This is a genomic window from Pseudomonas sp. G7(2022) (assembly GCF_052660475.1).
On record NZ_CP109659.1, the window covers coordinates 4,700,607 to 4,716,694 of the forward strand.

16 protein-coding genes, 5 tRNA genes and 1 riboswitch are annotated in these 16,088 nt (G+C 58.0%); of the genes, 6 read left to right on the forward strand and 15 right to left on the reverse strand.

Features of this window, described 5'->3' with window-relative positions:
* Nucleotides 1-45 precede the first annotated feature (45 nt).
* Nucleotides 46-657, forward strand: a complete 612-nt coding sequence (locus tag NE357_RS21455; protein ID WP_169431523.1) for a recombinase family protein — start codon at nt 46-48, stop codon at nt 655-657.
* On the opposite strand, the gene NE357_RS21460 is transcribed toward NE357_RS21455, so the two are convergent.
* Both NE357_RS21460 and NE357_RS21465 read right to left on the reverse strand, forming a co-directional pair.
* A complete protein-coding gene (locus NE357_RS21460) occupies nt 654-1,439 on the reverse strand; it encodes a hypothetical protein (protein ID WP_169431524.1) in 786 nt (261 codons plus the stop codon). The genes NE357_RS21455 and NE357_RS21460 overlap by 4 nt on opposite strands.
* Before the next feature lie 125 nt (nt 1,440-1,564).
* Nucleotides 1,565-1,641, reverse strand: a tRNA-Arg gene (locus NE357_RS21465).
* Between the two features lie 283 nt (nt 1,642-1,924).
* Here NE357_RS21465 and NE357_RS21470 point away from each other — a divergent pair.
* Nucleotides 1,925-2,155 (forward strand): hypothetical protein, encoded by a 231-nt coding sequence (locus NE357_RS21470; RefSeq protein WP_169431525.1) that lies wholly within the window; start codon nt 1,925-1,927, stop codon nt 2,153-2,155.
* Nucleotides 2,156-2,175: 20 nt separating this feature from the next.
* The gene (locus NE357_RS21475; protein ID WP_169431526.1) at nt 2,176-2,355 is read left to right on the forward strand and encodes a PA3371 family protein; all 180 of its coding nucleotides are present in this window, start codon (nt 2,176-2,178) and stop codon (nt 2,353-2,355) included.
* Here NE357_RS21475 and phnN read toward each other — a convergent pair.
* A complete protein-coding gene (phnN, locus tag NE357_RS21480) occupies nt 2,330-2,899 on the reverse strand; it encodes a phosphonate metabolism protein/1,5-bisphosphokinase (PRPP-forming) PhnN (RefSeq protein WP_169431527.1) in 570 nt (189 codons plus the stop codon). The genes NE357_RS21475 and phnN overlap by 26 nt on opposite strands.
* 389 nt (nt 2,900-3,288) lie before the next feature.
* Between phnN and NE357_RS21485 the strand changes: the two genes are divergently transcribed.
* Entirely contained in the window at nt 3,289-3,615 is a 327-nt protein-coding gene (locus NE357_RS21485) for an Arc family DNA-binding protein (RefSeq protein WP_003178899.1), read from the forward strand.
* A 114-nt stretch (nt 3,616-3,729) separates the two neighbouring features.
* On the opposite strand, the gene mgtE is transcribed toward NE357_RS21485, so the two are convergent.
* A complete protein-coding gene (gene mgtE / locus NE357_RS21490) occupies nt 3,730-5,172 on the reverse strand; it encodes a magnesium transporter (RefSeq protein WP_011335525.1) in 1,443 nt (480 codons plus the stop codon).
* Between the two features lie 320 nt (nt 5,173-5,492).
* Between mgtE and NE357_RS21495 the strand changes: the two genes are divergently transcribed.
* On the forward strand, nt 5,493-6,011 hold the full coding sequence (locus NE357_RS21495) for a cell envelope protein SmpA (RefSeq protein WP_169431528.1): 519 nt from the start codon (nt 5,493-5,495) through the stop codon (nt 6,009-6,011).
* 19 nt (nt 6,012-6,030) lie between these two features.
* Here the strand turns inward: NE357_RS21495 and NE357_RS21500 are convergent.
* The 8 genes from NE357_RS21500 to ltaE form a co-directional block, all read right to left on the reverse strand.
* Nucleotides 6,031-6,107: transfer RNA gene (locus tag NE357_RS21500), tRNA-Arg, on the reverse strand.
* A 72-nt stretch (nt 6,108-6,179) separates the two neighbouring features.
* Nucleotides 6,180-6,256, reverse strand: a tRNA-Arg gene (locus NE357_RS21505).
* A gap of 72 nt (nt 6,257-6,328) precedes the next feature.
* Nucleotides 6,329-6,405 (reverse strand) — tRNA-Arg (locus NE357_RS21510).
* Between the two features lie 107 nt (nt 6,406-6,512).
* A tRNA-Ser gene (locus NE357_RS21515) sits at nt 6,513-6,603 on the reverse strand.
* 62 nt (nt 6,604-6,665) lie between these two features.
* The gene (gene csrA / locus NE357_RS21520) at nt 6,666-6,854 is read right to left on the reverse strand and encodes a carbon storage regulator CsrA (protein WP_002554426.1); all 189 of its coding nucleotides are present in this window, start codon (nt 6,852-6,854) and stop codon (nt 6,666-6,668) included.
* A 188-nt stretch (nt 6,855-7,042) separates the two neighbouring features.
* Nucleotides 7,043-8,284, reverse strand: coding sequence for an aspartate kinase (locus NE357_RS21525; protein ID WP_169431529.1), 1,242 nt, complete (start codon nt 8,282-8,284; stop codon nt 7,043-7,045).
* 90 nt (nt 8,285-8,374) lie between these two features.
* Nucleotides 8,375-10,999, reverse strand: coding sequence for an alanine--tRNA ligase (gene alaS / locus NE357_RS21530; protein WP_169431530.1), 2,625 nt, complete (start codon nt 10,997-10,999; stop codon nt 8,375-8,377).
* A gap of 146 nt (nt 11,000-11,145) precedes the next feature.
* Complete coding sequence (gene ltaE / locus NE357_RS21535) at nt 11,146-12,150, reverse strand: low-specificity L-threonine aldolase (RefSeq protein ID WP_169431531.1); 1,005 nt, start codon at nt 12,148-12,150, stop codon at nt 11,146-11,148.
* A 197-nt stretch (nt 12,151-12,347) separates the two neighbouring features.
* Nucleotides 12,348-12,519, forward strand: a riboswitch (FMN riboswitch).
* Between the two features lie 102 nt (nt 12,520-12,621).
* Between ltaE and NE357_RS21540 the strand changes: the two genes are divergently transcribed.
* Nucleotides 12,622-13,131, forward strand: a complete 510-nt coding sequence (locus tag NE357_RS21540; RefSeq protein ID WP_169431532.1) for a 6,7-dimethyl-8-ribityllumazine synthase — start codon at nt 12,622-12,624, stop codon at nt 13,129-13,131.
* Nucleotides 13,132-13,291: 160 nt separating this feature from the next.
* Here the strand turns inward: NE357_RS21540 and astE are convergent, their stop codons facing one another.
* Genes astE through astB form a run of 3 tightly spaced genes read right to left on the reverse strand, consistent with a single transcriptional unit; the run spans nt 13,292 to nt 16,012 of the window.
* Nucleotides 13,292-14,302 (reverse strand): succinylglutamate desuccinylase, encoded by a 1,011-nt coding sequence (gene astE / locus NE357_RS21545; RefSeq protein WP_169431533.1) that lies wholly within the window; start codon nt 14,300-14,302, stop codon nt 13,292-13,294.
* Between the two features lie 12 nt (nt 14,303-14,314).
* On the reverse strand, nt 14,315-14,605 hold the full coding sequence (locus NE357_RS21550; RefSeq protein WP_011335531.1) for a hypothetical protein: 291 nt from the start codon (nt 14,603-14,605) through the stop codon (nt 14,315-14,317).
* Nucleotides 14,606-14,665: 60 nt separating this feature from the next.
* Nucleotides 14,666-16,012: an N-succinylarginine dihydrolase gene (gene astB / locus NE357_RS21555; protein ID WP_169431534.1), complete on the reverse strand. Its 1,347-nt coding sequence runs from the start codon at nt 16,010-16,012 to the stop codon at nt 14,666-14,668.
* Nucleotides 16,013-16,088: the final 76 nt, after the last annotated feature.

A 16,088-nucleotide genomic window follows, 5' to 3' on the forward strand; every position in this document is an offset into this window, starting at 1 on the left:
GCAACAGTATTAGTAGAACACCTTAACTGATACGGGCAGCACATCATGTTCATCCGCGCATACCTCCGAGCATCGACCGAAGAGCAGGACGCCGGCCGAGCCCGGGCCTCACTTGAGCAATTCGCCACCGACCACAACAAGGTGATCGCGAGCATTTACCTGGAGAACGCCAGCGGGGCCTCGGCAGATCGGCCTGAGCTATTGCGCCTGCTCAAAGATTCGCGCAAGGGTGACGTGTTGCTGGTGGAGTCGATAGACCGCCTCTCACGTCTTCCTGTAGAGGATTGGCAGAAACTTAAGGCTGCGATCGACTCAAAGGGTTTGCGCATTGTCGCGCTCGACCTACCGACTAGTCACCAGGGAATGCAGGACACGAAGGGGGACGAATTCACCGGCCGGATGTTGGGCGCAATCAATTCGATGTTGGTAGAGATGATGGCGGCGATCGCTCGAAAGGATTACGAGCAGCGTCGCGAACGCCAAGCCCAGGGGATCGAAAAGGCTAAACTAGCCGGCAAATACCAAGGGCGGCCGGTCGATATGGATCTACACAAACGGGTCAGGGAGCTACTTAATGCCGGCATAGGCATTCGCGCGACAGCGCGCCATGCAAATTGCTCCACAACTACTGTGCTAAGGATTAGAGACAGCCTCTAAAAATCCTTAATTACTTCGCGATATCGGAAGTAGCTGCGGAACGCTTGAACACCGACAGCGGCGGAAAGAACGGCAATTGTTCCGGTCGCCAGAATGAGTATAAGGCGCCCCTCCTCCGAGCTCAGCAGATCTCCCGATCCGAAAAATACACGGCTGGCAACTACAGATACGGCCAGTGAGGCAGCGACTCCCATGGCCGTAACAGACATCCAACTGGACGGTCCTACCTTATCTGCCATGCTTACTAACAGCCCCTCATTCTTGGCAATCTCCCCAATCATACCAAGGACATGAAGGCTTTTTTCCACTTGTTCTTTGTGCTCTTCCGGCACAACCTCGAGAACACCACTGATGATTTGAGCGGTATCAGCCTTCATCTTTTCCCAAGTTAATGGCTCTAGCTCTGATTTGACCTTAGTGATCAGCTCATCAATCTTGGTCGAATACTCAGTTTTTTGAGGAATATTAAGATGACGGCTTCTCTGGAGCCGCAAAGCCACGTCTTGAAGAAGAGTGACGGGTGTGCAAGAGGGGCGCAGGAGCACGGTGTGGAAGCGCTCTGAAGCTTGGATTAGGTTATCTATCAGAGATCGAGACAGATCTTGCTTGTTGATGATGTAGCTCTCAACAACGTCTAGAAGCTCGACCGTCGCGTGCTTGGTCCTCTCAGAAGAGGCTGAAACCGAATTGTTCTGCTGAAGTCGGTAAAAAAGGTAAGAGCCGCCGAAGCCGATAAAAATGGAAGCGATCGATATCCAGTTGCTGATTAAGAAATCAATCACGACACAATCCTTTGCATTCAGTTCGAGCAATGGTTATCGGGTAGCATTTCCAGCTTTCTGCACCCACCCTGCACCCATACGACAGAAACCTGGTTGAGGAAAAAGCCTGAAAGCCTTTTAAAATATGGTGTCCCAGGGCAGGTTCGAACTGCCAACCTTCCCCTTAGGAGGGGGATGCTCTATCCAATTGAGCTACTGGGACACAGGACTGCCGGTGCGACAGACGGCGTGCATGTTAACGGCCGGGCCCTGATTTGTCATGTCGTCCGCAGGGCTTTTTAAGTGTAGGCAGGCGCCTCGCAAAGCCGTGGGACGTTTTGTCGTGCAATTTGCATCACCGCAAAAAAGCCATCATTGCAGAATGCAACCCACGCCTCTCTGGAAACCCTTCCAAATGCTTGTTTTTAAAGGACTTAACAGCGGTTAGACTATTGGCACGACGGCTGCTTCAGGTTCTTGCAAAAGAACAAACGGAGCATTGCCTCATGAACCGCTTCCTCTTGCTCGCAAACGCAGTTGCCCTGACGGTTCTGGTGGGTTTTCATTTCATCCCCCAGCACAACGAGGACGTGGCCCAGCGTATGCCCCATTACCTGCAGGTGCAGAAGGCGCCGCAATGGGCGGTGTTGAACGACCAGCATGGTTTTACCGCGCAAGACGTCAGCGAGCCAGATCAGGCACCGACGACACAGATGCCTGAACGCCTGGTGTTTTGAATCATTTTCCGGAGTACCGCATGTCCAAATCCGCCCTGGGGTTGTTGATCCTCGCTTTCTTGAGCGGTGTTCTGCATTTCTCGCTATTCGAAGAGACAGAAATCTCTTTGCCCCTGATTGGCTGCGGCGTTTTCGCTGTCCTGTTTGTACTGGCCCTGGTTGCCGGGCGCAAAATCAAGTTTGATCCGGTACTGCGCTGAGCCTGACCAGTTCCAGCAAATGACCGACGGCATCCGCCAGGTCGCCCGAGTTGTCGATCAGGTGCACAGGCCTGTCGATTGAACGCCTTTCCTTGAACAGCGCATTGCGGGCGAGCCGTGCATCGATCTGTTCAAGGGTCTCCCGACCGCGCCGAAGCAGGCGCTCGCGCAGGACATCATCCCGAACCGTCAACAACACTGGCACCAGTGTGGGGTAGCTTTCCAGCGCTTGTCGAAGGTTCGCACGCGAGCCGTTCACCAGCACATGCTTCCCGGCTTTCAACCATTGGTCCATTTCCACCGGGATCCCGTAGGCCAGGCCATTGGCCTCCCATGCCAGAGAAAACTCACCTGCACGCTGCCGCCGTTCGAACTCTTGCGGCGCCACACCGATCGCATCTTCCCCCACCGATTCAGCCGAACGCGTGATCACCCGACGTATTACTTCGCAGCTCAACGCATGCAGTGGCACGCGTGCAGCCTCAATCAGACTGTCCTTGCCGGAGCCGGAAGGCCCCATGAGATAAATCAGCCTGCCATCCATCCTGAAAACGCCCTCCGACGGGCATTTGCCCCTAGTAAATCGGCCATTTGCCACTATCCTGTACAAGGTAAGGAACAAGGATTTTAGCCGCATAGCATGCACGGTCCGAAGTCTTCAGACATCAGTTCGTGCGCTTCAGGACGCGGTCAGCGATACGGGCCGATGCATTCTTTTCAAACCAGTCCGCATTTCTGATAATTGGTGCTGGCATTACGCCTTTACCCGGATCAATATTTGTCACAGAATTGACGCCAATGATCTGGCAATTTTGAGGCATGATGCGAGCCTCTTAACAATTCAGGTTGAACCATTTGGCCCGGATGCATGTCCTACAACTCATCCTGCGGCCAATCCCGAGAACCGCTCCCCTGAACTAACCGGTTAAATATATGCGCCCATTGAAACAGGCAATTTATTCCAGCCGTACGGCTGACAAGTTCGTCGTACGTCTGCCAGACGGAATGCGTGAACGCATTGCCGAGGTGGCTCGCAATCATCATCGCAGCATGAACTCCGAGATCATTGCGCGCCTTGAGCAGAGTCTTATTCAGGAAGGCGCACTGGGCGAAGAGCTGAGCATGCGCCTCGACAGCCCGGAGCTTTCGCTGCACGAACGCGAGTTGCTGCAACGCTTCCGTCAACTCTCCCATCGCCAGCAGAACGCGCTGGTGTCTCTGATCGCCCACGACGCCGAAATGGCCGCAGACGCATCCTGAGTCAAGCCGAACATCTCAAGCCAGCATGAATGCTGGCTTTTTTTTGCCCGCAATTTGAGTTTTTCAGGGACGAAAAAAAGCCCGCCAATTGGCGGGCTGTTTCGATACAGGCAATCAGAGCAGGAAAATCGTCGCCAGCCCCAGGAAGATGAAGAAGCCACCACTGTCGGTCATGGCCGTGATCATCACACTGGCGCCCATCGCCGGATCGCGGCCCATCTTGGCCAGGGTCATCGGAATCAACACCCCCATCAACGCTGCCAGCAGCAGGTTCAACGTCATGGCGGCAGTCATCACTACCCCCAGTGACCAGCTGCCATAGAGCATGTAAGCCACCACACCAATCACTCCGCCCCAGACCAGGCCGTTGATCAACGCCACAGCCAGCTCTTTGCGCATCAGGCGCGAAGTATTACCGGTGCTGACCTGATCGAGCGCCATGGCGCGAACGATCATGGTGATCGTCTGGTTGCCGGAGTTGCCGCCGATGCCTGCCACGATCGGCATCAGCGCCGCCAGAGCCACCAGCTTCTCGATCGAGCCCTCGAACAGGCCGATCACCCGGGATGCGACGAATGCCGTGATCAGGTTGATCGCCAGCCACGCCCAACGGTTGCGCAGGGACTTCCAGACAGACGCGAAGATGTCTTCCTCTTCACGCAGACCCGCCATGTTGAGGACTTCGCTTTCGCTCTCCTCACGAATCAGGTCGACCATTTCGTCGATGGTCAGACGGCCGATCAGCTTGCCGTTCTTGTCGACCACCGGGGCCGAGATCAAGTCGTAACGCTCGAACGCCTGCGCGGCGTCGTAGGCGTCTTCATCCGGGTGGAAACTCACCGGATCGCTGGCCATCACCTCGGAAACCTGTTTCTCCGGATCGTTGACCAGCAAACGCTTGATCGGCAGTACACCCTTGAGCACACCGTCGTAATCGACCACGAACAGTTTGTCGGTGTGGCCCGGCAGCTCTTTCAGGCGACGCAGGTAGCGCAGAACCACTTCAAGACTGACGTCCTCACGGATGGTCACCATCTCGAAGTCCATCAGCGCACCGACCTGCTCCTCGTCGTAGGAGAGAGCCGAACGCACACGCTCGCGTTGCTGCTGATCCAGAGTCTCCATCAGCTCATGGACGACGTCTCGCGGCAGCTCGGAGGCCAGGTCAGCAAGTTCGTCGGCATCCATGTCCTTGGCCGCAGCCAGGAGCTCGTGGTCATCCATGTCCGCGATCAGCGTTTCACGGACGGAATCGGATACTTCAAGAAGAATGTCGCCGTCGCGATCAGCCTTGACCAGTTGCCAGAGCGTCAGACGGTCGTCCAGCGGCAGGGCTTCAAGAATATAGGCGACGTCGGCGGAGTGCAGATCATCGAGCTTGCGTTGCAGCTCGACGAGATTTTGCCGGTGGACCAGGTTCTCGACCCGGTCATGATGCGGGCCTTCCTGGCGGTGCGTCAGATCCTCGACGACCCGCTGGCGCTGCAGCAGCTCAACGACCTGAGCCAGGCGATCCTGCAGGCTTTCCTGTGTTTTCTTTACTTCGATTTCGGACATAGGCGAACTCCACTCCCAGCAGCGGGGCACGCCGGAAGGATCAATCAGTCAATTCATGATTGGTGAAACGGGGTACTGAGTAACTACTGGGTAAGTCCATGGAGGTTTTCCATAAGCCCCGGCGGGGCTGACGGGCGCAATGATACACCGCCTGACGGTTTTAAACGTTAAAAAATCCAGCCTGAAACAAGCGCTTGCGAGACAAACCTGAGCGCTGTCCTGATTCTCCACACTGCGACGACTCATCCTGAAAAGAAAACACACCGGCGATGAAAAAACTGCCGGCTACGCTTGATGAGGATCGTCAAGGAGGACGCCGAATGCCATCGAAAACATCTCGATTCATGCTGACCACCCTGCTCTGCCTGCCCGCCATCGGGAACGCAACGACACTTCATCGCTGCGAAGCTTCTGATGGTCGCGTCACGTTCACGACATTGAGTTGTGCGAACGATGAGCACCTTTCACTGCAGGAAGTTCGCCCCTACTCGCCTGGCTCGACCGTGACACTGATACCCGAAGCCCGACACGAAGAAATATCCGGTATGAATATCAGAAAACGAGAAATGGCCGTCGTCGGGCGCACCCAGGACAAATGCGGAGACCTGATCGACGCGCGACAGAAACGCGAAGCAATCATCAATCAACGAATCATCGCCGGCATGAGCCAACAGGATGTTGAAAGTGCCTTGGGCAAACCCGACAAGATCAGCATTCGCAATTCGGTAACGAGCTATCGTTACGACCTCAAGCGAGGCCGCAGTGCTCAAGTCGATTTTGATGAGAAAGGATGTGTGACGGGAAAAGCCAAATCCCGGACAGCAAAAAGCCCGCGTTAAACGCGGGCTTTTTGGTATATGGTGCACTCGACAGGATTCGAACCTGTGACCGCTCGGTTCGTAGCCGAGTACTCTATCCAGCTGAGCTACGAGTGCATTTTGTGTTTTTAGGCCAGACCACAACTGACTGAAACCAAGTTATTTGCATTGCTGCAACTAACTCTTAAATGGTGCACTCGACAGGATTCGAACCTGTGACCGCTCGGTTCGTAGCCGAGTACTCTATCCAGCTGAGCTACGAGTGCATTTGTGTTTGTTAGACCAGATCACACCTGGTTGAAGCCGAGTCATTTACATTGCTGTAACCAACTCTTAAATGGTGCACTCGACAGGATTCGAACCTGTGACCGCTCGGTTCGTAGCCGAGTACTCTATCCAGCTGAGCTACGAGTGCATTTGTTGCGCCGCATTATAGCCCGTCTAATCTCTATTCCAACCACTTTTTCTATTAATTTCAACAACTTACAGAAAAAGCCAGATTACAACGTACTAAGCAAATAATGGCGGAGAACGGGGGATTCGAACCCCCGACACCCTTGTGAGGTGTACTCCCTTAGCAGGGGAGCGCCTTCGGCCACTCGGCCAGCTCTCCGCAACACGGGGCGTATATTAACCACCTTCTTCCCCGTTTGCAAACATAAAAATCGATAAAAATTAATGGCTTGGTTCTTCGTCCTTCTCTTTCTTTATACGCAGGTAAATTTCCTCACGGTGCACGGCCACCTCTTTCGGGGCGTTGACGCCGATACGCACTTGATTTCCTTTGACGCCGAGCACGGTCACGGTGATTTCGCCATCACCGATAATCAGGCTTTCTGCGCACCGACGAGTCAGAATCAGCATACCTTTCTCCTCACGCGAATCATTTCAGGGACAACAGTCTGCAAAAAAAAGGCACCCGACCTACAACCGGAGCGATCGTAGCCCTACATGCCTGAGTATTGACCAGCGCGAGCAAAAGAACAGTTCAGGGGCTCGCGCCATTCAAAAAATAAAGGGCGCGGTCAGACCGCGCCCTTCACTGACCAGGATTACTCGCCCTGACGGGCCGGAGCATCCAGTTCGAAAGCCGTGTGCAGGGCGCGCACGGCCAGTTCCAGGTATTTCTCCTCGATCACTACGGAAACCTTGATTTCCGAAGTCGAGATCATCTGGATGTTGATGCTTTCTTTCGCCAGGGATTCGAACATACGGCTGGCCACGCCTGCGTGAGAGCGCATGCCGACGCCGACGATCGAGACTTTGGCGATCTTGGTGTCGCCGACGACTTCACGGGCACCGATCTCGCGAGCGGTGTTTTCCAGCACGGTCTGCGCGGACTGGTAGTCGTTGCGGTGCACGGTGAAGGTGAAGTCGGTGGTGTTATCGTGCGCGACGTTCTGCACGATCATGTCGACTTCGATGTTCGCGGCACTGATCGGGCCGAGAATCTTGAACGCCACGCCCGGGGTGTCTGGCACGCCACGGATGGTCAGCTTGGCTTCATCGCGGTTGAAAGCGATGCCGGAAATGATCGGCTGTTCCATGGTTTCCTCTTCATCAATAGTAATGAGGGTGCCCGGACCCTCCTTGAAGCTGTGCAGTACGCGCAGCGGAACGTTGTACTTGCCGGCGAACTCCACGGCGCGGATCTGCAGCACCTTGGAGCCGAGACTGGCCATTTCCAGCATCTCTTCGAAGGTGATCTTGTCCAGACGCTGAGCGACCGACACCACACGCGGGTCAGTGGTGTAGACACCATCGACGTCGGTGTAGATCTGGCATTCGTCAGCCTTCAACGCAGCGGCCAGCGCTACGCCAGTAGTGTCGGAACCGCCACGCCCCAGGGTCGTGATGTTGCCGTGCTCGTCGACGCCCTGGAAACCGGCGACCACAACCACGCGACCGGCTTTCAGGTCACCACGAATCTTCTGGTCATCAATCTGCAAGATACGCGCTTTATTGTGCGCACTGTCCGTCAGGATCCGCACCTGATTGCCGGTGTACGACACCGCCGGCACACCGCGCTTGATCAGCGCCATGGCCAACAGGGCGATCGTCACCTGCTCACCGGTGGAAACGATCACGTCCAGCTCGCGCGGAACCGGTTGATCGTCACCACTGATTTGCTTGGCCAGATCGATCAGACGGTTGGTCTCGCCGCTCATTGCAGACAGCACAACCACCAGGTCATCGCCGGCATCGCGGAATTTCTTAACCTTGTCGGCGACCTGCTCGATTCTCTCGACAGTGCCGACCGAGGTGCCTCCAAATTTCTGTACGATCAAAGCCATTTCAAAGCCGCCTCTGCCCATGAAGGGCGCCCAATAATCACTCGAACAGCCGCCGGGCCCGCCACTAGACTGCGGACCCGACGGGCTGCCTTATAAACCCTGCTCGACGAATGGAACGGTCAGCGCCAGTGCGCTATCCAGTGCGCCGGCGTCGACACCGCCGCCCTGCGCCATGTCCGGACGACCACCGCCCTTCCCGCCCACTGCCGCAGCAGCCTGCTTCATCAAATCACCGGCTTTGAGTTGGCCAGTCAGGTCCTTGGTCACGCCTGCAACCAGTACGACCTTTTCCTCATGGACACTGCCGAGCAGGATCACTGCGCGGCCGAGTTTGTTTTTCAGCTGATCGACCAGCGCCAGCAGCGCCTTGCCGTCCTGACCATCCAGACGCACGGCCAGCACCTTCACGCCCTTGACGTCCACAGCCGAAGCCGACAGATCGTCTCCCGCAGCGGCGGCAGCCTTGGCCTGCAACTGCTCGAGCTGCTTTTCAAGCGCACGATTGCGCTCCAGCACAGCCGACAGCTTGTCGATCAGGTTGTCGCGGCTGCCCTTGACCAGGCTGGCCGCTTCCTTGAGTTGTTCTTCAGCAGCGTTCAAGTAAGCCAGCGCCGCAGCGCCGGTGACTGCTTCGATACGACGCACGCCCGATGCCACACCGCCTTCGCTGATGATTTTCAGCAGGCCGATGTCGCCGGTACGGTTGGCGTGGATACCGCCGCACAGCTCGACGGAGAAATCACCGCCCATGCTCAGCACGCGCACGTTGTCACCGTACTTCTCGCCGAACAGCGCCATCGCGCCTTTCTGCTTGGCGGTTTCGATGTCGGTTTCTTCGGTTTCCACCGCCGAGTTCTTGCGGATCTCGGCGTTGACGATGTCTTCCAGCGCCTTGATCTGCTCAGGCTTGATCGCTTCAAAGTGGCTGAAGTCGAAACGCAGGCGCTGACTGTCGACCAGCGAGCCTTTCTGTTGAACGTGGTCGCCCAGCACTTTGCGCAATGCAGCGTGCAGCAAGTGAGTGGCCGAGTGGTTCAGCGAAGTGGCGTGACGCACGTCGGCTTCGACGTGGGTTTCTACTGGCGCGCCAACGATCAGGCTACCCGACGCCAATACACCGTGGTGCAGGAATGCGCCGCCGGTCTTGGTGGTGTCGCGCACGTCGAAACGGCTGTTGCCGGCCTGCAGGTAACCGCAATCGCCGACCTGGCCGCCGGATTCGGCGTAGAACGGGGTCTGGTTCAGAACCACAACGCCTTCCTGCCCTTCACTCAAGACGTCCACAGACTGGCCATCTTTATAGAGAGCAACGACTTTCGCCGAACCGCTGGTGGCGTGATAACCGGTGAACTCGGTGTCGACGTCGACCTTGACCAGGCTGTTGTAATCCAGACCGAACGAGCTGGCGGAACGTGCACGGACGCGCTGGGCTTCCATCTCACGCTCGAACCCGGCTTCGTCGATGGTCAGGCTGCGCTCGCGAGCGATGTCCGCGGTCAGGTCCATCGGGAAACCGTAGGTGTCGTAGAGTTTGAACACCACGTCGCCCGGGACTACGTCGCCCTTGAGCTCGGCCAGATCCTGCTCAAGGATTTTCAGGCCCTGCTCCAGGGTCTTGGCGAATTGCTCTTCTTCGGCTTTCAGTACGCGCTCGATGTGCGCCTGCTGGGATTTCAGCTCAGGGAAGGCTTCGCCCATCTCGGCCACGAGAGCGGCAACGATCTGGTAGAAGAAGCTGCCTTTGGCGCCCAGCTTGTTGCCGTGACGGCAAGCGCGGCGAATGATCCGGCGCAGCACATAACCGCGGCCTTCGTTGGACGGCAGCACACCGTCGGCAATCAGGAAGCCGCAGGAACGGATGTGGTCAGCCACGACTTTCAGGGACGCCTGATTGTCGTTGCTGCAACCGATGGCCTTGGCCGAAGCGGCCAGCAGGCTCTGGAACAGATCGATTTCATAGTTCGAGTGAACGTGCTGCAGCACGGCACTGATCCGCTCAAGACCCATGCCGGTGTCCACCGACGGGGCTGGCAGCGGATGCAACACGCCATCGGCGGTGCGGTTGAACTGCATGAACACGTTGTTCCAGATTTCGATGTAACGGTCGCCGTCTTCTTCCGGCGAGCCCGGTGGGCCACCCCAGATATCGGCGCCGTGATCGTAGAAGATCTCGGTGCAAGGACCGCACGGACCGGTATCGCCCATGGTCCAGAAGTTGTCGGACGCGTAAGGCGCGCCCTTGTTGTCGCCGATGCGCACCATGCGCTCGGCCGGCACACCGACTTCCTTGGTCCAGATGTCGTAGGCCTCGTCATCGCTGGCGTAGACGGTGACCCACAGCTTTTCCTTTGGCAGGTTCAGCCACTTCTCGGAGGTCAGGAAGTTCCAGGCGTAGGTGATGGCATCACGCTTGAAGTAATCACCGAAGCTGAAGTTGCCCAGCATTTCGAAGAAGGTGTGGTGACGGGCGGTATAACCGACGTTTTCCAGGTCGTTGTGCTTGCCGCCGGCGCGCACGCATTTCTGGCTGGAGACGGCGCGGGTGTAGGCGCGCTTTTCCTGGCCCAGGAAGCAGTCCTTGAACTGGTTCATCCCCGCGTTGGTGAACAGCAGGGTTGGGTCGTTGCCCGGAATCAAAGAGCTGGAGGCTACACGGGTGTGGCCTTGCTCTTCGAAGAAGCGAAGGAAGGCTTCACGGATTTCTGCGCTTTTCATTAGGTTCTTCCACGGAGGCTGCGGCCAAAGGCCTGTACGAAACGTCAACAGACGAAACGACGGCAAAGGGCCGCATTATATCGGCCCTGCGCGCGGGGTACAGCGTGTTTATACGATAGAAACGGTCAATTGGGCCGCTAACGCTGTCACTTGCGCGAAAACTCGACGAATGTCGCGACCACTTGCTCGATTTGCGAGCGATTGACGTCCATGTGCGTGACCATCCGCAACCGGGCGGCAGCGCTCAACTTGATCCCGCGTTCGGCGGCAAATGCCTTGATTACCTCGGCACGGTCGCCCATCTGCACGTAAACCATGTTGGTCTGCACCGGCTCGACACTGAAACCGGCCTCGCGCAGGCCTTCGGCAAGAAACTGCGCGTTGGCATGGTCATCCGCCAGACGCTCGACGTTGTGATCCAGCGCATACAGCCCCGCCGCCGCCAGCAATCCGGCCTGTCGCATGCCGCCACCGACCATTTTGCGCAGGCGCCGGGCCTTTGCAATCAACGCCGACGAACCGCACAGCACCGAGCCGACCGGCGCGCCGAGACCTTTGGACAGGCACACCGAGACCGAATCGAAATATTGGGTGATTTCCCGGGCATCGACCCCGAGCTTGACCGCCGCGTTGTAAAGCCGCGCGCCGTCCAGATGCAGTTGCAGGCCGTTGTTCTGTGTGAACTGGCGGGCCCGGGCCAGATAGTCCAGCGGCAGCACTTTGCCTTGCATGGTGTTTTCCAGCGCCAGCAGACGGGTGCGGGCAAAGTGGAAATCATCAGGCTTGATCGCCGCTGCCACCTGATCCAGGTCCAGCGAACCATCGGCCTGCACTTCCAGCGGCTGCGGCTGAATCGAACCGAGCACCGCTGCGCCACCGCCCTCGTACTTATAGGTGTGCGCCTGTTGACCGACGATGTATTCGTCACCGCGCTCGCAGTGCGCCATCAGGCCCAGCAAATTGCTCATGGTCCCGGTCGGGACGAACAGCGCGGCAGCAAAACCCAGCCGTTTTGCCAGTTCGGCTTCCAGACGATTGACCGTCGGATCTTCGCCATACACATCATCGCCGGTGTCGGCGCGGGTCATCGCATCGAGCATGGCGGGAGTCGGTTGAGTGACGGTGTCGCTGCGAAGATCGATAACGCTCATGAACCTGGCCTCTGGTCAGCAGGGGAAATCCCTTTACGAAGACGAATTACTGCGGGCATGGCGCAGATTAATCAACCCTCGGGCAAGGAAAAGTCGTTTTCGTGCTTCGAAAAATCCGATGGCAATCATCACAAAGGCGCAATGCACAGCCCGGCAATCTGTGTTAAAAACGCTGCGCCGCCCGATAAAGGGCGGCGAAACGTTCTCAGGGCGGGGTGCAATTCCCCACCGGCGGTAATTGCGCGCAATGCGCATAGCCCGCGAGCGCTTGGTGACGGGCACGGCAAAAGCCGTGAGCGGCGGCAAGGTCAGCAGACCCGGTGTGATTCCGGGGCCGACGGTCACAGTCCGGATGAAGAGAGAACGGGATTGACGCCAAAGGGCCGTCCGCCGTGTTTGCGCGAGCGTGCGTACCCTTGAATCCCTTTCGATTCATAACGCCCTGTTTTTCACACAAACAGGAGTCAGAACATGCAACCCACCGCTATCGACAGCAAAAGCAAACACAGCCACGGCGAGCGCGTCGCGTTCATTCAGGCCTGCTGGCACAAGGAAATCGTCGACCAGAGCCGTAAAGGCTTCCTCGCTGAAATGATCGCTCAGGGCTATCAGGAATCGGACATCGACTTCTTCGAAGTCGGCGGCGCCTTCGAAATGCCTCTGCACGCCAAGCTGCTGGCCAAGACCGGCCGTTATGCCGGTATCGTCGCGGCCGCCCTGGTGGTGGACGGCGGGATCTACCGTCACGAGTTCGTCGCCCAGTCAGTGGTCAGCGGCCTGATGCAGGTTCAGCTGGAAACCGAAGTGCCGGTGTTCTCGGTGTCCCTGACCCCGCACCACTTCCATGCCGGCGAAGAACACCAGAAGTTCTTCTTCGAGCACTTCGTGCACAAGGGTCAGGAAGCGGCGAAGACCTGCGCCGATACGTTGCAGAAAGTGCGTGCATTGCGCCGCACGGAGCCGCGTGCTGTCGCGGTGTAAACCGATCCGGAACTGAGTGAGGTCTCAGCCTCACTCAAATCCAAATGTGGGAGCGGGCTTGCTCGCGAATGCGGTGTGTCAGTAATAGATGTTTCACTGACACACCGCATTCGCGAGCAAGCCCGCTCCCACAGTGGTTTATGTCGAACCGAAAATAGAGTCAGGCAAGATTTTCGTCAGTGGTCGGCACGATCAGAATGCCCGCCCGCAGGCCGTTCTTGACCTTGGGGTTGGGGAAGATAATCCGCGCGCCCTGCTCTTCGATGATCCAGCGGGTATTGGCCAGGTCTTCGGCCAGCACATAACCCACATCCAGTTCCGAGAAGTTTTCGATGTCCGCCGGCAGGTTCAGGCGGAACGAGTCGCTGTGCTTGATGATTTCCCGCGCCACACTGAACAACTGCAGACCGTCCAGGCCCTGCTCGGCCATCTCCGGCTCGGTGCCTTCGATGATCTGCTTGAGGCGGGTTTCCAGCAGTGACACGTTGACCCCGGCGTTCTGCCCGAATGGCCGCGCCTTGCCCAGTTCCAGAGTGAAGGACTCGGCCCCCAGCTTGTCGTAGGTGTAGGAGCTGAAGACGATCGACGGTTTGTTCTGCAACAGCACCGCTTCCATGCCGGCGGCGCGCAGACGGGCCAGTTCAAGACGCGAATGCTGGCGACCTTCCTTCCACGGATACAGGGCGAACTGCTCAATCTTCGAACCGCGAATCGCGGTGTGCAGGTCGTAGTGCAGACGCTGACGATCCGGCACGCTGAAGAAACTCGCGGCCAGACGTTCCAGCTCACAGGCACGCAGGGCTTCGGAACCGCTGCTTTGTTCGTGACGGCCGTTGAACAGCCGATTGACGTCCTGCTCGACGAAACGCTCGCCCTTGCGAATCGCTTCCGGGTTGCCGAACAGGAACAGAATGCGTGCACGCGGCTTCAAGTCGCCGCGGGCGATGTCATGCAGCAACCGGTCGAGCAATTCGATCGGTGCCGTTTCGTTGCCGTGGATGCCTGCCGACAGCAGCAGGTCCAGGCCATTGTCGCGCGCTTCGGGTGGCCGGACTTCCAGCGCACCCTCGCTCAACCAGCGCATGCGCACGCCTTCGACAGTCAGTTGAGTCTTCTCCGCCGGTTCGCGGCCGGCGAGGGTCAGTTCAAGCAGTTTGCCGAGGGCGAGCATAGAGCGGTTTCCTTAGTGGTCGTGGTTGCAATCCGGGCCGTGCACGTGGCCATCATCGTCGCCGAGGTCAGCCGGTTCCATCTCCAGTTGCAGACTTACCAGATTAGTCGCCAATGGGCGCAACAGCAGGTTGGCGTACTCTTCGTCGCCCTCTTCGACGTCCACGCCGATCAACAGTTGGCCGCGGCCATCCTGCTGGATCCACAGCTCTTTGCCTTGCCACATGACCGCGACGCGGGTGCAGGACGTTTGCAGTTGCGTGCCGTCGGTGTCTTCAAGGATCAGCTGCAGGGAATCGCTCATGTTTTAACGCTCTCTTGGGGAGATGGAACCGTGCGCCGCGCCGAAGCGGCGCATCGGTCATCAATTGATCTGGAATGGATAAACCGCGCCCAGTTTAAGGATTTGCGTCAGTTCATCCAGTGCCGTCCGGCATTCAAGCAGCAATTGCGGATCCGCCAGGTCGCTTTCGCTCAGACGGTCGCGGTAGTGCTTTTCAACCCACGCGGTCAACGAACCGTACAACGGGGCGGTCATGATAACCCCTGGGTTGACGGCCGCCAGCTCGGTTTCGTTGAGCGCGACGCGCAGACGCAGGCACGCCGGGCCACCGCCGTTCTGCATGCTTTGCTTGAGATCGAAGACTTTCACTTCACGGATCACGCCGCCGGAACCGGTCAGGCCTTGCAGGTAGTTCCACACGCGATCGTTACCACGACACTCTTCCGGCACGATCAACAGCATCGAACCGTCAGGACGCGACAGCAGCTGGCTGTTGAACAGGTAGGAACGCACTGCGTCGTCTACGGTGACCGCCGAACGCGGCACGCAGACCGACTGGAACTTGCCGCCGACCTTGGCCAGTTTGACTTGCAGTTCGGCCAGCATCTGATCGGTGTCGAGGAACGCGTCCTCGTGATAGAACAGCACCTCGCCGTTGCCCACCGCGATCACGTCGTTATGGAACACGCCCTGATCGATCACCGCCGGATTCTGCTGCGCGTAGACCACGCCGTCTTCACGCAGACCATGCAGACGGGCGACCGCTTGCGACGCTTCGAGGGTCTGGCGCGCCGGGTATTTCTGCGGCGCCGGGTAACGGGTGTCGAACGCACTGCGACCGAACACGAAGAACTCGACCCCAGCCTCGCCATACTCACGGCAGAAACGCGTGTGGTTCGCGGCGCCCTCATCACCGAACTGCGCCACCGCCGGCAACGCGGCGTGGTGAGCGAAGTGCTGCTGATTGGCGAACATCGCACCCAGCACGCGACTGGTGGTCGGGTGCTCGATGCTGCGGTGGTATTTGCAGTTCAGGTTGGCGGCGGTGAAGTGCACGCGACCGTCAGCGGTGTCGGCACTCGGGCTGACCGTGGCGGCATTGGCCACCCACATGCTCGACGCCGAGCAACTGGCGACCAGCAGCGGCATCGCTTCTTTCGCAGCGCGCTCGATCACCTGAGCGTCGGTACCGCTGAAACCCAGACGGCGCAGAGCAGCCACGTCCGGACGTTCCTGTGGAGCGAGAACGCCCTGCTGAAAGCCCATTTCCATCAGCGCTTTCATTTTCGCCAGGCCTTGCAGCGCCGCTTCCTTCGGGTTCGAAGACTGCTGGCTGTTGCTCTGGGACGCAACGTTGCCGTAGGACAGACCACCGTAGTTATGGGTCGGCCCCACTAGACCGTCAAAATTGACTTCATAGGATTTCATCAGCGAGGCTCCACGAGAATCTGTTGTTATAGGCTTCAGTAACTATTCTTTGAGACCGCGGCGCGGTCATCGCTGG

Bases quoted from the DNA above. Each gene is read 5' to 3' on its own strand.
- NE357_RS21455 (WP_169431523.1), top strand. From the start codon at position 46: ATGTTCATCCGCGCATACCTCCGAGCATCGACCGAAGAGCAGGACGCC.
- NE357_RS21470 (WP_169431525.1), top strand. From the start codon at position 1,925: ATGAACCGCTTCCTCTTGCTCGCAAACGCAGTTGCCCTGACGGTTCTG.
- NE357_RS21475 (WP_169431526.1), top strand. From the start codon at position 2,176: ATGTCCAAATCCGCCCTGGGGTTGTTGATCCTCGCTTTCTTGAGCGGT.
- phnN (WP_169431527.1), bottom strand. From the start codon at position 2,899: ATGGATGGCAGGCTGATTTATCTCATGGGGCCTTCCGGCTCCGGCAAG.
- NE357_RS21485 (WP_003178899.1), top strand. From the start codon at position 3,289: ATGCGCCCATTGAAACAGGCAATTTATTCCAGCCGTACGGCTGACAAG.
- mgtE (WP_011335525.1), bottom strand. From the start codon at position 5,172: ATGTCCGAAATCGAAGTAAAGAAAACACAGGAAAGCCTGCAGGATCGC.
- NE357_RS21495 (WP_169431528.1), top strand. From the start codon at position 5,493: ATGCCATCGAAAACATCTCGATTCATGCTGACCACCCTGCTCTGCCTG.
- csrA (WP_002554426.1), bottom strand. From the start codon at position 6,854: ATGCTGATTCTGACTCGTCGGTGCGCAGAAAGCCTGATTATCGGTGAT.
- NE357_RS21525 (WP_169431529.1), bottom strand. From the start codon at position 8,284: ATGGCTTTGATCGTACAGAAATTTGGAGGCACCTCGGTCGGCACTGTC.
- alaS (WP_169431530.1), bottom strand. From the start codon at position 10,999: ATGAAAAGCGCAGAAATCCGTGAAGCCTTCCTTCGCTTCTTCGAAGAG.
- ltaE (WP_169431531.1), bottom strand. From the start codon at position 12,150: ATGAGCGTTATCGATCTTCGCAGCGACACCGTCACTCAACCGACTCCC.
- NE357_RS21540 (WP_169431532.1), top strand. From the start codon at position 12,622: ATGCAACCCACCGCTATCGACAGCAAAAGCAAACACAGCCACGGCGAG.
- astE (WP_169431533.1), bottom strand. From the start codon at position 14,302: ATGCTCGCCCTCGGCAAACTGCTTGAACTGACCCTCGCCGGCCGCGAA.
- NE357_RS21550 (WP_011335531.1), bottom strand. From the start codon at position 14,605: ATGAGCGATTCCCTGCAGCTGATCCTTGAAGACACCGACGGCACGCAA.
- astB (WP_169431534.1), bottom strand. From the start codon at position 16,012: ATGAAATCCTATGAAGTCAATTTTGACGGTCTAGTGGGGCCGACCCAT.